This is a genomic window from Streptomyces sp. NPDC102270 (assembly GCF_044766405.1).
In the GTDB taxonomy this organism is placed as follows: Bacteria; Actinomycetota; Actinomycetes; order Streptomycetales; family Streptomycetaceae; genus Streptomyces.
The window spans coordinates 262464-277362 of sequence record NZ_JBIWLX010000002.1 but is presented as its reverse complement, the minus strand read 5'-3'; the positions used below and the strand labels follow the sequence as shown (position 1 = coordinate 277362).

The following is a 14899-nucleotide window of genomic DNA, read 5'->3' as shown; positions in this document are numbered from 1 at the left end:
TCGTTCACCGCGCTCGGTGGCCGGGACCTCTCGGTGGCTGTCATGACGGTCGTCGGCCGTCAGCTCCCAGGGCCGGCACTCGTCAGGATCACCAACCGCTGTGTCGCCCTGGTCATCGCCACATACCGGTCCACCGCCCCCTCGACGCCCTCGCCGAAGTTCTGCGGGTCCACGAGGATCACCAGGTCGAACTCGAGGCCCTTCGACAGGGCCGGGGTCAGGGAGCGGACCCGGGGGGCCGGCTCGAAGTCCGGGGCGCCGATGACGCAGGCGATGCCCTCGGGGTGGTCCGCGAGCCACGTGTCCAGCAGCGCGGTCAGGTCCGTCACCGGGCCGTACGTCACCGGGATGCCGGTGCTGCGGATCGAGGTGGGGACGTTGGCGTCCGGGAGGGCGGCGCGGATGACCGGCTCGGCCTCCTTCATGATCTCTTCCGGGGTGCGGTAGTTGACGGTCAAGGAGGCCATGTCGACGCGGTCCAGGCCCACCCGCTCCAGCCTTTCCTGCCAGGACTCCGTGAAGCCGTGTCTGGCCTGAGCGCGGTCGCCGACGATGGTGAAGCTGCGGGACGGGCAGCGCAGCAGCAGCATCTGCCACTCGGCGTCGGTCAGTTCCTGTGCCTCGTCCACGACGACGTGTGCGAACGGGCCGGCGAGCAGGTCCGGGTCGGCGATGTGCAGGGCGGCCTCGTCGACCAGCGCGTCGTGGAAGTCCTCGCCGCGGAGCATCGTCACCAGGCCCATCCCGTACTCGTCGTCGGCGACCGCGCTCAGGCTCTCCACGACCGTGGCCATGCGTTCGCGTTCGGCGGCGAGGGTGGTCTCGTTACGGCGTCTGCGGCGGGAGATCTCCGGGTCGCCGAGCCGCTGCCGTGCCGCGTCCAGGAGCGGCAGGTCGGACACCGTCCAGGCGTGGCCGTCCGCGCGCTGCAGGGTCCGTACCTCGTCGCGGTCCAGCCAGGGGGCGCACATCCGCAGATAGGCCGGGACGGTCCACAGGTCCGAGACCAGGTCGGCCGCCTCCAGGAGCGGCCACGCCCGGTTGAACGCGGTGAGCAGTTCGCGGTTCTGGCGCAGGGACTTGCGGAGGAGGGCCTCCGGGGCGTCGCCCTCGTGCTTGTCCACGAGGATCGTGAGGAGTTCGTTCCAGACCTGGTCGCGGGCGTCGTTGTGCGGGGCGCCCTCCGCCGCGTCGAACGCCTCGGCCCAGTCGGTGGCGGTCAGCCGGATGTCGGACCAGTGGGTGGTGACGGTCATGCCCTCGGTGGGCGGCTCCTCGTAGAACCGGACGGCCTTCTCGATCGCCTTGACCAGGTCCGCCGAGGACTTGAGGCGAGCCACCTCCGGGTCGGTCTCGACCCCTGCCGTGGCTCCTTCGGCCACGAGGTCCCTGAGGACGCAGGTCTGCACGCCCTCCTCGCCGAGGCTGGGCAGGACGTCGGAGACGTAGGCCAGGTAGGGCCGGTGCGGGCCGACGAACAGGACACCGCCGCGGCGGTGTCCCAGGCGCGGATCGGAGTGCAGGAGGTAGGCGGAGCGGTGCAGGGCGACGACGGTCTTGCCGGTGCCGGGGCCGCCGTCGACGACGAGCGCGCCGCGGGATCCCGCGCGGATGATGGCGTCCTGGTCGGCCTGGATGGTGCCGAGGACGTCGCGCATCCGTTCCGAGCGGTCGCTGCCCAGGCTGGCGATGAAGGCGGACTGGTCGTCGAGTGAGGCGTGGTGCCCGGCGAAGCCGTCCGGGGCGAACACCTCGTCCCAGTAGTCGCCGATCCGGCCGTTCTTCCAGCGGTACCTGCGGCGGCTGGCCAGGCCCATCGGGTTGGCGTGGGTGGCCCCGAAGAACGGCTCGGCGGCGGGGGAACGCCAGTCGACGAGCAGTCTGCGGCCCGTGCTGTCGGTGAGGCCGAGTCGTCCGACGTACACGGGCTCGGGGTCGTCGGCGCCGACCATGTGCCCGAGGCACAGGTCCAGGCCGAAGCGGCGCAGGGTGCGCAGCCGGGCGCTGAGGCGGTGGATCTCGGTGTCCCGGTCCATGGCTTCCTGGCCGATGCCGCCGGGCGCCCGGAGGGTGGTGGCGAGGGTGTCGGACAGTTCGGCGATCGTCTGCTCCAGGCACTCCGCGATGGCCGCGAAGTGCCGCTCGTCGGCGGCGATCAGTGCGGGGTCGGCCTTGGCGGCGAGGCGGTCGGGGAGATCGAACACGCTCGTGGGCAGGGAATTCAAGTCAGCAGCTCCGGTTTCGGGTACGGCCGGTAAGTGTGCGCCCACCCCGGGGCCTTGCCGCAAGCCCCCTAGTACGCTATACGTTGAACATGGCAAGGAGGTGCTGACCTCCCTGCCTTTTTCTTTTGCCTCAGCCGTCCGGAAGGTCTTCGAAACATTCGAAGAAATACATCGGTTCTTTGAGGTGCTCCGCACGAAAGATGATCAGGTATCGCCAGCTCACGGCTACCGAATCATTCGAAACATGTGCCGAAACTGTTGACGCTTGACAGGGGCAGACCAAAACTGTGGGGCATGACTCACACACCCGCACACCCCACGCGCCGCAGCGTCTGCGGCCTCCTGCTGGCCACCGGGGCCACCCTGGCCCTGCCCGGCACCGCCGAGGCGGCCACGGTCATCACCACGAACCAGACCGGGACCAACAACGGCTACTACTACTCGTTCTGGACGGACGCCCAGGGCACCGTCTCCATGACCCTCAACTCCGGCGGGAACTACAGCACTTCCTGGCACAACACCGGCAACTTCGTGGCCGGCAAGGGCTGGAGCAACGGCTCCCGCAGGACCGTGAACTACTCCGGCAGCTTCAACCCGTCCGGCAACGCCTACCTGGCCCTCTACGGCTGGACGTCGAATCCGCTCGTCGAGTACTACATCGTCGACAACTGGGGCACCTACCGGCCCACCGGAACGTACAAGGGCACCGTCACCAGCGACGGCGGGACGTACGACATCTACCAGACCACCCGGTACAACGCCCCGTCCGTGGAGGGCACCAGGACCTTCAACCAGTACTGGAGCGTCCGGCAGTCCAGGCGGACCGGCGGCTCCATCACCACCGGCAACCACTTCGACGCGTGGGCCCGCGCCGGCATGCCGATGGGCAGCTTCAAGTACTACATGATCCTCGCGACCGAGGGTTATCAGAGCAGCGGCAGTTCCAACATCACGGTGGCGTGATGCGGGCCCGGGCGCACCTGCCGTTACTGGCCGCCGCCGCTCTGGCCGCCGCCGGCACCCTCGCCGTCCCCGCCTCCGCCGCCCCCGCGCAGGCCGCCGCCTGCTCCGGATACGTCGGCCTCACCTTCGACGACGGCCCGGGCAGCGGCACCATCACCCTGCTCAACTCCCTGAGGCAGTACGGCCTCAGGGCCACCATGTTCAACACGGGCCAGAACGCCGCCGCCAACCCGGCGCTCGTCAGGGCCCAGGTCAGCGCCGGGATGTGGGTCGGCAACCACAGTTACACGCACCCGCATCTGACCCAGCAGAGCCAGGCCACGGTCGACTCGGAGATCTCCCGCACCCAGCAGGCGATCGCGAACGCCGGTGGTGGCACACCGAGGCTGTTCCGGCCGCCGTACGGCGAGACCAACGCGACGGTGAAGGCCGTGGAGGCCAAGTACGGGCTGACCGAGGTCATCTGGCAGGTCGACTCGCAGGACTGGAACAACGCCAGTACCGACGCGATCGTCGCGGCGGTCGGCCGGCTCACCAACGGGCAGGTCATCCTCATGCACGACTGGCCCGCCAACACCCGCGCGGCGATCCCGCGCATCGCACAGACACTGGCCGCCAAGGGGCTGTGCTCCGGCATGATCTCGCCCCAGACCGGCCGCGCGGTGGCACCGGGCTGATCCAAGGCCACGGCGATCCACCCGGTCGTCCGGCCACAGCGATCCGGCCTCGGCGATCCGGCCTCGGCGCGGCGGTCGTTCCCCCTCGGGCCGCCGCGCCGAACACGGGTCACCGAAACACCGCGCGTGTACGACGCCGGGGACCCCCTTCGGCTGTGAATACCGCGATTCCCCTTCGGGGCGGGCCGTTGCCCGCAATTATGAGCGGCGAGTGGGGCGAGCACGTACCACTGCATGCCCTTCCCGCGCCTCAACTCACGAGATTCGGCCTCTACTTGACGCGTTCTCGGCGCGTCGCCCGGAAGGAACCGCAGCCATGGCCACACCCCTGTCCGCCGCGAAGATGCTCGCCGCGCTGAAGGCCGAGGGCCTCACCGTGCACGAGCACGCCGGCTGGAAGACCCACAACCGCGACGCGGCGTCCGGCAAGCCCTTCGGACCCGTCATCGGGGTACTGATCCACCACACCGGCGGTCACAACGACAAGGAGCTCTGCTACAAGGGCAGATCCGGCCTGCCGGGACCGCTGTGCCACGCCTGGCTCGGCAAGACCGCCGGACTGTGGATGATCGGCAACGGCCGTACCAACCACGCGGGTTACGCCGACATCGATGTCCTCAACGCGCTCCGCAACGAGAAGCCGCTGCCCCACGACGACGCGGCGACGGCGGACGGCAACGACTGTCTGTACGGCCTGGAGATCGAGAACCTCGGCAAGAGCGGCGACCCCTACCCGACAGCGCAGTACCGGCAGGCCGTGCTGTGGGCGGCGGCGATCTGCCGGGCACACGGCTGGAGCGAGAAGTCCGTCGCCGGGCACAAGGAGTGCCAGCCCGGCAAGATCGACCCGAGCTTCGACATGGACGACTTCCGGGCCGCCGTGAAGAAGCAGTTGGCCGCGGGAGCCGGAAAGACGGAGCCGACGAAGCCGGCGGGCAAGCCCCGCGTCGACCTGTCCCGGCTGGTCAAGGCCGCGAAGACCGACCCCGGAGCCAAGCAGGGCCACGTCAGCTACATGGCCGGCACCAACCTCACGGAGGCCGCCCTCGTCGAACTCGGCTATCTCTCCAAGTCCCACGCCGGAGACGGCTCCTTCGGCACCACCACCGTCGCCGCCTACGCCAAGTGGCAGCGCCACCTGGGCTACAGCGGCGCCGACGCCAACGGCATCCCGGGCAAGGTCTCGCTGGCGCGGCTGGGCGAGAAGACGGGACTGTTCACGGTCGTGGCCTGACCGCCGGTCCGCCGCCGACCCGTCACCGGGCTCCGAGTTGCGGGTCGGCGCGGTCCCTGCGGTACTGGCTGTATCTGCCGAGCAGTCGTGCGGTCCTCTCCGCAGGGGCTACGGGTGGAGGAGGCACAGGATGGCCAAGCGTCTGGTGGTCTGCTGCGACGGGACGTGGAATCTCGCCGACCAGCCGAGCAAGACGAATGTCGCCAAGGTGGCCCTGGCCGTACGGCGACGCTCCGCTGACGGAACGGAACAGCGGGTGTACTACCACAGCGGGGTCGGCACGAACCGGCGGGAACGGCTGCGGGGCGGGGCCTTCGGGGTTGGTCTGTCACGCAACGTGCTCGACGCCTACCGCTTCCTGATCCACACCTACGAACCCGGCGACGCCCTGTATCTGTTCGGCTTCAGCCGGGGCGCGTTCACCGCGCGCAGCCTCGCCGGGATGGTGCGCAACTGCGGCATCCTGCGCCCGGAACAGGCCGACCGGATCGACGAGGCGTGGACGCTGTACCGCAGCCGCGCCCACAAACCGACCAGCGTGGCCGCCACACTGTTCCGCGGGGCGTACTCGTACGAGACGGAGATCCGTTTCGTGGGCGTCTGGGACACGGTCGGCTCCCTGGGCATCCCGGTTCCGGCGCCCCGGTTCCTCCAGCCGCTCGTCGACCGCTTCAACCACCGCTGGGCCTTCCACGACACCACCCTCAGCAAGTCGGTGAACGGTGCCTTCCAGGCCCTGGCCGTCGACGAGGAGCGCTCGGCGTTCCCGCCGACCCTGTGGCAGCAGGAGAAGGACGCCGGCAACCATCAGGAGCTGCTGCAGATGTGGTTCTCCGGGGTGCATCTCTCCGCCGGGGGCGGCGAGAAGGACTCGGGCCTGTCCGACATCACCCTCCTGTGGATGGTCCAGCAGGCCGTCCGGTACGGCCTGGAGTTCGAGCCCGGGATCCTCAGCGCGAAGGGGCCGGACAGCATGAACCCGCAGGAGTGCGTCGACTTCGCCGTCCAGCCGAACCCGATGGGGCCGTGGGTCCCCTCCCGGAAGGGCTTCTACCGGCTCTTCCGGCCCCTGCACCGCCCGATCGGACAGGAGAGGGACAAGCAGGGCCGCCTCGTCGGCGACGAGCACCTGGCCGACACGGTCCTGCGCCGCCGCGAGGGCGACCCCGGCTACCGCCCGCCGACGCTCGAGACCTACCTGAAGAACGTCAGGGACCAGGACATCGTGAAGGTCCCCCTCGCCTTCAACGACGTGCCCGTCCGCACTCCCTGAGATCCGTGCTCACGCCGCCCGGGCCATGACGCCTCTCCAGCGCGAAGAGCGTCAGGGTCACCGCGATCGACGCGGCCGCCATGAGGGTCATCGCCGTGGCCGGGGAGGTGAGTTGGGCCAGGGTGCCGGCCATGAGGGCGCCGATGCCCTGGAGGGCGACCATGCCGGTGGTGTGCAGGCCGAGCGCCTGGCCCGCGAGGTCGTCGGGGGTGAGCGACATCAGGCGTTCCTGGAGGACCAGGCTCGCGGCGAAGCCGACGGAGGCGACGGCGGCCGCCGCGGCCGACAGCGGCACGGAGGGCCGTAGGACGAAGAACAGATAGGGCACGGCCAGCAGCAGGCGCAGCGGGGTCGCGAGGCGGGGCCGCAGCGCGGGCGGCACCAGACGGCCGACCGCCAGATCGCCCGCGAACATGCCCAGCGCCCCGCACGCGTACATCGTGCCGGCGGCCGCGGGGGCGTAGGAGATGTAGAGCGAATCGCCGCCGACCACCAGGCCGTTGGGGACCCACAGGCCCAGGTAGACCAGGCGGCGGGGGCGGGAGGACCACAGGAGGGCGTTGGTGCGCCAGGTCGCGGAGAAGGACGGGCGGCCGGCCGAGCGCGGCGGGCGGGGCGTGAGGCCCAAGTGGTTGACGAGGGCCGAGGCCAGGTAGAACGCCGCCGCGAGGAGCAGGCACAGGCGCGGGGTCAGGAATGCCAGCAGGGCGCCGCCCGCCGCGAAGCCGGTCATCTGCACCAGGCCCCACCGCATGTTGAAGACCGAACGGCCCAGCACATAGCCGTTCGCGGGCAGGATCTCGTTCATCAGTCCGCCGCGCACTCCCCCGCCCAGCGACGCGACCAGGCCCTGCAGGAGCAGCACGACGAAGACGGCCCACACCGGCAGGCCGGGCAGCGCCAGCACCGCCGTACCGGCCGCGAAGGCGAGGGAGATGACGGTCAGGACCGCGCGCGGGGGCAGCCGGTCCGCGCCCGAGAGCAGGAACGCGGCCCCCAGTAACTGCGCGAGCTGCGGTCCGAACATGCTCAGCGCCGACAGCAGCGGAGAGCCGGTGGCCCGGTAGACCAGCGTGCCGAGGGCCAGGCCGCCGATCGTCTGGGCCGCGGCGTGGGCGGCGAAGGAGAGGAGGAAGGGGCTGTATTCCGGGGTGCGGAAGAGGGTGCGGTAGCTGCGCATGCGGGGGAGTCTCGGAGCGCGCGGCGGCTGACGGTTAGTGTTTCGCGCGGTCGCGAAACCACGGGGGGCTTCATGGGCTGGTGGCAGGTCGACGGGGACACCCTCGTCCGCAGCCGGTTCGTGGTCTGCCCGTTCACCGAGACCTTCGCGGCCCTGCGACTGCTGAACACGGGCACCGCTGCCCACCCGGGCGAGGAGGCCTGGCTCCGCGCCCATCTGCCCGGCTACCGCGCGCGCCTCGCGGCCGATCCGGTGACCGCGCTGCTCGTGCGCTCCGGGGTGGGCACGTCCTGGATCGCCGACTTCCTCGCGCCCCTGCCGCGTGACGGCACGCCCCTGGAGGAGACCCTGGCACGGATCCGGGCCACCGACCCCGCCGAGGCCCGCGCGAACCTCCGGGTCTCCCTGCGCGGCCCGCTGCCCGCCGCCCTGGAGCGCGACGACCTCCCCGAGCGGGCGGCCGCGCTCCTCGCCCACGTCTGGACGGCGACGGTACGGCCGTACTGGCACCGTCGGCGGCGGATCCTGGAGGCGGACGTCGTGGCCCGGACCGCGCAGGTGAGCCGGGGTGGCTGGGCGGCCGTCATCGACTCCCTGCTGCCGGGCCAGACCCGCTGGCTCGGCGACAACCGGCTCCAGGTGAACCGGCACGAGCGCCCGCCCCGCGACATCCGCGGGGCGGAACTCCTCTTCCTCCCGGTCACGGCCGGGCGCGGCTGGGCCACGTGGGAGGAGCCGGGACGGTACGCCCTGGTCTACGGCTGCGCGGGCGCCCTCGCCGACCCGGGCGCCCGGAGCGTGCCCGCGGGTCTCGGCACGCTGCTCGGGGCCGGGCGGGCCAGGGTGTTCGTCCTCCTGGACTCCCCGCTGAGCACCAGCCAGCTGGTCGCCGTGACCGGGCAGGGGCTGGGGTCGGTGGGACGGCATCTGCGGGTGCTGCGGGACGCGGGGTTGGTGGAGCGGCGGCGGGCCGGACGGTCGGTGCTGTATGTGCGGACGGCGGCCGGGGAGGTGCTGGTGAAGGCTTCGGGGGCCGCTATCGGCGAACGGGGGCCGGGGCCGGGAATTCGCTGAGCGGAGTTAGCATCCGCTCATGACGACTACAGATGGTTCCTCTCCCCTCGACACCGAGATCGGGGCCCTCACGGGCGGCTCCGCCGACCTCGCCCAGTACGCCGGCAAGGCCGTCCTCATCGTGAACGTGGCCTCCAAGTGCGGACTCACCCCGCAGTACAACGGCCTGGAGAAGCTCCAGGAGCGGTACGCGGAGCGGGGCTTCACCGTCCTCGGCGTGCCCTGCAACCAGTTCATGGGCCAGGAGCCCGGCAGCGCCGAGGAGATCGCGGAGTTCTGCTCGGCGACGTACGGCGTGACCTTCCCGCTGACCGAGAAGGTCGAGGTGAACGGGGAAGGGCGGCACGCGCTGTACGAGCGGCTCGTGGACTTCGCCGACGCGGAGGGGCACACCGGGGACATCCGCTGGAACTTCGAGAAGTTCCTGATCGGCCGGGACGGATCGGTCGTGGCGAGGTTCTCTCCGCAGACGGAGCCGGAGTCGGACGAGCTCGTCACCGCCGTGGAGGGCGCGCTGGCGTAGGCCAAAGCACCGCAGGCACGGGCACACGCCGAGCCCCCTCGGCAAGGACGGCGATCTGGTCGAGAGGGCTCTGTGGTGGTGCTTGTGCTGTTGTCGTGAGCAGTTGTGGTGTGCAGTTGTGGGTGAAGGGGGCGGGGATCAGACCGGTCCGCCCCTCACACCTTGACCGAGGCCACGAAGGCGCTCCACGCCTCGGCGGGGAAGGCCAGCTTGGGACCCTCGGGGATCTTGGTGTCGCCGAGTTCGAGTGCTTCCTCTTCGGTCGACCTCACCATCAGGCATGCCCCGTTGGCGTTGGTGTAGGTGGAGGTCGTCCATGTGTCCAGGTTGCCCAGACGAATTGCCATATTCGCTCCGTAGCCAGATGCGCAGTGTTCGGATTACGCCAACCTTTACTGATCGTTGGCGTGATCGACGCTACTCGCCGACTTCCTCTTTCGGAGCAGCCGTTCACTCTTCTGGTGGCATATTCCAAGGGACTCTTCCAGACGGGCAAGGCCGGGGTGTACCATCCGGCCCGCCCTGTCCGGAAGCGGCTCAGACGTGGTTCACCGGGCGTACTCCCGGGCGTACTCCTTGGCGATGTCCTCGATCATCTGGCGCGACTGGTCGACGTTGAGCGCCTGCGCCCTCAAGTGCTCGTACATCACGGTGTACTTCTGCACGTCGTGCGCCTTCTCCAGGTACAGGTCGCTGGTGACGCCCTCGATGTAGACGACGCTGGAGTCCGCCGCGTCCGAGAACTCCAAGATGGAGTACTGGCCGCTCAGCCCCGGATGGGCGCCGACGTCGAACGGCAGTACCTGCACGGTGATGTGGGGCTGCTGGGACATCTCCACGAGGTACTCCAGCTGCTCGCGCATCACCTGCCGGCTGCCCACGACCCGGCGCAGGGACGCCTCGTCCAGAACGACCCACAGCCGCAGCGGATCCCGTTCGGCCGCGACCCGGCTCTGCCGCCGCAGCCGTACCTCGACCCGCTTGTCGTTCTCCGTCTCGGTGGCCTCCGGCGCGCCGCCGCGCACGATGGCCTCGGCGTACGGCCGGGTCTGCAACAGGCCCGTGATGATCTGGGGTTCGTACACGCGCAGCGACTCGGCGTCGGTCTCCAGGCCGATGTAGACGCTGTACGGGATGTCCCCGAACGCGTGCCACCAGCCCTGCTGCCGCGAGTCCTTGGCCATCTGCATCAGGGATTCGACGATGCGCTGGTCCTCGACCTCGTAGACCCCGCACAGGTCGCGGACGTCGCGCTGGCTGATGCTGCGCCGGCCGTTCTCCAGCCGGCTGATCTTCGACTGCGACACGAGCAGCCGCTCCGCCACCTCTTCGGCCGTCATGCCCTTGAGCTCGCGGAGCCTGCGCAGCTCCTGGCCCAGCCGGCGTCGCCTGACGGTGGGATTGACACTGGACGCCACGGGACGTGCACCTCCGGCTGCTGCCTCGTTCTTGACTTTGCGTATCTGCTGTTGAGCAGACTGCCACCAAGGTGCTTATTACCGCTGGGAAACGGTGTATATGCGCCGCATGCAGGTCAGTTGGGGCCGCTCGTCCGGCAGTGCCCGGACATGCGGCCGGACATGCGGCCGCGCGGGGCGTCGGAACCCGGCGACGCCCGATGTACGGACGTACGGTTCCGTCGCCCCGCGCGGACCAGCGGCTCCCGAACCGGTCTCTGGGGACTGACGGTGCGGCGGCTCAGTGGTGCGTGGTGCGGGTCGTGCCTGGTCGTGCTGCCGACGGTGCGTGCCGTGGGACTGCGGCTCAGTGAGCCACGGCGCGCGCCATCGGTCCTCGGCGCGGTTGCATCGGAACGCCACGAGCGGGTTCCGGCGCGGGCCTGGCTCCGGGGGCGGCCTGACGGCCGGCCGGTGCCGGGCTGCGACGTGGCTGTGCGGCCACGCCGTTCTGGACGTCCATCACGGCGTGCGCGACGAGTCCGCCCATGGGGTCGTGCCTGATCAGGTCCCGCAGCCGGGAGCGCGAGGAACGTCCCTCGTTGCCCGGGTACAGGTGCTTGCCGAGGCCGACCGCGTGTGCCAGGGCGGCGAGCGCCGCGGTCCGCGGGTCCGGCGGTACGCCGGTGCGGATCGCCGAGTCCAGTCGGGCCTTGATCTCCCGGCTGATCTCGTTGTCCGTCGCCTGGTAGCGAGTCGTCGGCAGCACTCCGCACATCTGACCCGCCACGGCATGCACCATGCCGCACCGCTCCAGATGCGAGAGGTAGGTCTGGCGGAGCCCAAGGCGCGGCCCGCCGATCCAGTTCACTGCCCGCACGGGAGCGCCACGCCTTCGCAGCAACTCCAACGCGCAGTCCAAAGTCGGATCTCCTGTCGGCCGTGGGGCTACCACGGCTATACGATCCCCGTCTGGGGCTATCCGTCCGGCCAGCGCCAGCTCCACTAGCTGTGCTCCGGCCAGACCGAGGTCGAGCGACTGCGGCTGTGCGGTGGTACCCGTGGTCGGGTCCAACGCCAGCAGCAGAAGCTCTTCCGGAAGTGTTCTGCGGCTCCTGCCCATCCATGCCTCCCCGCGTGGATGAAAGACAGGGTGACCCCTCTCACATTGGTCTGTCGAGGGTGCGTGACCTGTTTGTAGTGGAACCAGTAGGTATGTCGTTCTCGTCTACCGCCTGGGACAGGGCCACACACAGGACACTGGTACATGGTTCGGACAGCGTGGTGTGGCGGCTGCCCGGGCGGCGATTCAACGGTTCGGCAGACGCAGGGTGACGGATACCGATCACCTGCGGCACATGGAGGAGGCATCGGTGGCGGGCGAGTCCCCCGACAGGTCGAAGCAGCGCGAGTCGTCGGCAGAACCGACGTCGGGGAGCGGGAGCCCGGTTCCCGGGGCGAGGAGTTCCGCACCCGACCCCCGGCTCGCGGTCGCACGCGAGTCCATCTCCCTCGCAGGCATCGACACGGCCACGAGGGTCTTCTCGGTACGCGACCTCCCGAAGACGCCCGAGGACGGCGCCGGCGGCCCCGCAGAGGCCGGGACGGGTGGTTCCGGGTCCGCGGGGGCCGGGGACACGCGTTCGGCCGTGGACGGGGCCGAGGAGCTCGAGGAGCTCGAGGACGAGGCTGAGGCCGGGAAGTCCGCGGGCGAGGCCGACGCCGAGGAGGAAGCCGGCGGGGCCGAGAACGAGACCGGGGCCGAGGCCGGCGGTTCGGACGCGGCGGAGGACACGGGCACGGCGGAGCCCCGGGACGATGTGGATACGACCGGGGACTCGGGCGACCCCGGGACGGCCGGGGGCCCGGACGACGCCGGGACGGGTGACGGCGGTTCGGACGCAGCGGAGGACACGGGCACGGCGGAGCTCAGGGACGATGTGGATACGACCGGGGACTCGGGCGACTCCGGGACGGCCGGGGGCCCGGACGACGCCGGGACGGGTGACGGCTTGAGCGGCACGGGCGGGGCGGCCGAGGGCTCGGAGGGCCCCGGTAAGGCCAAGGCGCCGGGCGCCACGGGCACGGCCGGAGGCGCGGGTGACACGGGTGCAGTCGGCGGCTCGGGCGATACGGGCACGGCGGAGGCTCCGGGCGCCACGGGCGCGGTCGGCGGCTCAGGTGCCGCCGAGGACTCGGGTGACACCAGCACGGACGATTCGGGCACGGCTGAGGTCTCGGACGACGCCAGTACATCCGGGGGCTCGGACGAATCCGGTACGGCCGGCGGCTCGGACGGCCCCGACACCGGGTCCGGTGACTCCGGTACCGGCGAGAGCGACGAGTCGGCCCCCTCGGGCGACGCGCGGCTGCGGGACGCGGTGGCGGCGTGGGTGGCCACGGGGGACGGGGCCGGTCCCACGGAGGGTTCCGGCAAGGCGGAGGCCGCGGAGAAGGCCGCGGGCCAGGACGGTGAACCCGCGGAGGACGAGCCCGGCCCCGACACCGGGTCGAAGACCGGCAGCGAGCCGACGCCGGCACCCGAGAGCGACGCCGCCGAGAAGGCCGTAGCCGAGGAAGCCCCTGCCGACGACGAGGATCAGGATCCGGACACCGGCGACTCGACCCCCTCAGGGGCGCGAGGAACTGCGCGACCGGCCCCCACCGACCCGCGCACGGACCACAAGCCCGGCCAAGCCGACGTAACCGACAAGGCACCCACCGACTCGCAGACGGACGACGAGGCCGGTGACGGTGACGCAGACGTGGCCGACGCGCCCCCCGTCGACCAGCCCACCGCCGTCTTCAAGGCACCCCGGCCCCCCGTGGACCAGCCCACCACCATGCTGAAGCTCGGCAAGGCACCGGAGGCCGCGCCGAAGACCGAGCCCAAGCCCAAGCCGGAGACCCCCGCGGAGCGGACGAGCAAGTTCGTCGCACTGAAGGGCCTCGACGAGCCCCGCGAGGCGCGGCCGAAGGTGGACGCGACCGCCGCCGTCCCCCAGGTCGGCCCGGAGCGGACCACGCAGCAGCCCCTGCCGCCGAAGCCTCCCCTCGACCTGCTCGCGGAGCTCACCAACACTCCGCCGCCCCCGCCCAGCCCCCTGCGCACCCTCGGCCGCCGGGTCAAGATCTGGACCCCGATCCTCATCCTCCTGGTCGTCGCGTTTGCGATCGCGCAGGCCCTGCGCCCGCTGCCGGACCCCACGCTCAGCCTCACCGCCAAGGACTCCTACACCTTCGACGGCAGCAAGGCGCCCCTCCCCTGGCCCACCCAGGGCCAGGGCTGGATGGACGTGACCGGCATCGGCACGATGGGCGACTTCGGCAAGCAGACCCCCGTAGCGATCGGCTCCGTGGCCAAGGCCATGACCGCCTACATCGTCCTGAAGGACCACCCCCTCAAGTCCGGCGAGGAGGGCGCGAAGATCACCGTCGACGCGCTCGCCGAGAAGGAGGGCGGCTACAACAAGCAGGGTGAGTCCACCCTCAACACCGTCAAGCAGGGCGACGTCCTCACCCAGAAGCAGGCGATCTCGGCGATCATGATCCCCTCCGCCAACAACATCGCCCGGCTGCTCGCCCGCTGGGACGCCGGTTCCGAGGCCGCGTTCATCAAGAAGATGAACGACACCGCCAAGGAACTCGGTATGAAGAACACGAAGTACACCGACGCCTCGGGCCTCAAGGAGACCACCGTCTCCACCGCCGAGGACCAGGTGAAGCTCGGCAACGAGCTCGTGAAGATCCCGGCGCTGATGGAGATCACCAAGCTGCCGTACTGGTTCGACCCGTCGGGCCAGAAGTGGAGGAACTACAACGAGCTGGTCCCCTTCAACGGCGCCATCGGCATCAAGACCGGCACCACCAGCGCGGCCGGCGGCAACCTCCTCTTCGCCGCCACCAAGGAGGTCGGCGGGCAGACGGTCACCGTGGTCGGCGCGATCCTCGGCCAGCACACGGCGCCGATCATCGACACCGTGAACGCGGTCAGCAAGACGGCGATGCTCGCCGCCCGGGACGCCCTGACCTCGACGAAGATCCTGAAGAAGGGCGACGTCGTCGGGTACGTGGACGACGGCCTCGGCGGCCAGACCCCCGTCGTGCTCACCAAGGACGTCACCGCCATCGGCTGGGCCGGCTACAAGGTGAAGCTGTCCTTCGCCGCCGACGACGTACCGCACACCGCGAAGGCCGGCACCAAGGTCGGCTCCCTCACCGTCGGTGACGGCGAGGGCGGCGCGGTCAAGGTCCCGGTCACCCTCCAGAAGGATCTGACGGAACCGGGTCTCACCGACAAGCTGACCCGCGTCGGCTGATCCGGAAACGGGACAGACGCCCCACCCGGCCCGT

Annotated in this window: 12 protein-coding genes; 7 read left to right on the top strand and 5 right to left on the bottom strand. The window is 70.6% G+C overall.

The window, feature by feature from the left end; genetic code table 11:
* Positions 1-59 precede the first annotated feature (59 nt).
* Positions 60-2225, bottom strand: a complete 2166-nt coding sequence (helR, locus tag ACIRP7_RS04165) for an RNA polymerase recycling motor ATPase HelR (protein WP_403653668.1) — start codon at positions 2223-2225, stop codon at positions 60-62.
* A 294-nt stretch (positions 2226-2519) separates the two neighbouring features.
* Here helR and ACIRP7_RS04160 point away from each other — a divergent pair, with 294 nt between their 5' ends.
* From ACIRP7_RS04160 to ACIRP7_RS04145, 4 genes are all read left to right on the top strand, one after another.
* Positions 2520-3188: a glycoside hydrolase family 11 protein gene (locus tag ACIRP7_RS04160; RefSeq protein WP_403653666.1), complete on the top strand. Its 669-nt coding sequence runs from the start codon at positions 2520-2522 to the stop codon at positions 3186-3188.
* Complete coding sequence (locus tag ACIRP7_RS04155; RefSeq protein WP_403653663.1) at positions 3188-3865, top strand: polysaccharide deacetylase family protein; 678 nt, start codon at positions 3188-3190, stop codon at positions 3863-3865. The genes ACIRP7_RS04160 and ACIRP7_RS04155 overlap by 1 nt, the downstream gene beginning before the upstream one ends.
* A gap of 316 nt (positions 3866-4181) precedes the next feature.
* Positions 4182-5099, top strand: coding sequence for an N-acetylmuramoyl-L-alanine amidase (locus ACIRP7_RS04150; RefSeq protein ID WP_403653660.1), 918 nt, complete (start codon positions 4182-4184; stop codon positions 5097-5099).
* A 130-nt stretch (positions 5100-5229) separates the two neighbouring features.
* Positions 5230-6372 carry a DUF2235 domain-containing protein gene (locus ACIRP7_RS04145; protein WP_403653657.1) on the top strand — a complete coding sequence of 381 codons (1143 nt, stop codon included), beginning with the start codon at positions 5230-5232 and terminating at the stop codon, positions 6370-6372.
* Here the strand turns inward: ACIRP7_RS04145 and ACIRP7_RS04140 are convergent.
* A complete protein-coding gene (locus ACIRP7_RS04140; protein WP_403653654.1) occupies positions 6344-7552 on the bottom strand; it encodes an MFS transporter in 1209 nt (402 codons plus the stop codon). The genes ACIRP7_RS04145 and ACIRP7_RS04140 overlap by 29 nt on opposite strands.
* Positions 7553-7624: 72 nt before the next feature.
* Here ACIRP7_RS04140 and ACIRP7_RS04135 point away from each other — a divergent pair, with 72 nt between their 5' ends.
* Together ACIRP7_RS04135 and ACIRP7_RS04130 are read left to right on the top strand one after the other, a co-directional pair.
* The gene (locus tag ACIRP7_RS04135; protein WP_403653651.1) at positions 7625-8626 is read left to right on the top strand and encodes an ArsR/SmtB family transcription factor; all 1002 of its coding nucleotides are present in this window, start codon (positions 7625-7627) and stop codon (positions 8624-8626) included.
* Between the two features lie 19 nt (positions 8627-8645).
* Positions 8646-9149, top strand: a complete 504-nt coding sequence (locus ACIRP7_RS04130; RefSeq protein WP_403653648.1) for a glutathione peroxidase — start codon at positions 8646-8648, stop codon at positions 9147-9149.
* A 155-nt stretch (positions 9150-9304) separates the two neighbouring features.
* Here the strand turns inward: ACIRP7_RS04130 and ACIRP7_RS04125 are convergent, their stop codons facing one another.
* From ACIRP7_RS04125 to ACIRP7_RS04115, 3 genes are all read right to left on the bottom strand, one after another.
* The gene (locus tag ACIRP7_RS04125) at positions 9305-9496 is read right to left on the bottom strand and encodes a DUF397 domain-containing protein (protein ID WP_266518024.1); all 192 of its coding nucleotides are present in this window, start codon (positions 9494-9496) and stop codon (positions 9305-9307) included.
* Positions 9497-9697: 201 nt separating this feature from the next.
* Positions 9698-10567 carry a helix-turn-helix transcriptional regulator gene (locus ACIRP7_RS04120; RefSeq protein WP_352388492.1) on the bottom strand — a complete coding sequence of 290 codons (870 nt, stop codon included), beginning with the start codon at positions 10565-10567 and terminating at the stop codon, positions 9698-9700.
* 346 nt (positions 10568-10913) lie between these two features.
* Positions 10914-11669 (bottom strand): GPP34 family phosphoprotein, encoded by a 756-nt coding sequence (locus ACIRP7_RS04115; RefSeq protein WP_007382717.1) that lies wholly within the window; start codon positions 11667-11669, stop codon positions 10914-10916.
* Positions 11670-11877: 208 nt separating this feature from the next.
* On the opposite strand from ACIRP7_RS04115, the gene ACIRP7_RS04110 reads away from it, so the two are divergent.
* Positions 11878-14865, top strand: coding sequence for a D-alanyl-D-alanine carboxypeptidase (locus ACIRP7_RS04110; protein WP_403653644.1), 2988 nt, complete (start codon positions 11878-11880; stop codon positions 14863-14865).
* The last annotated feature ends 34 nt before the right edge of the window (positions 14866-14899 follow it).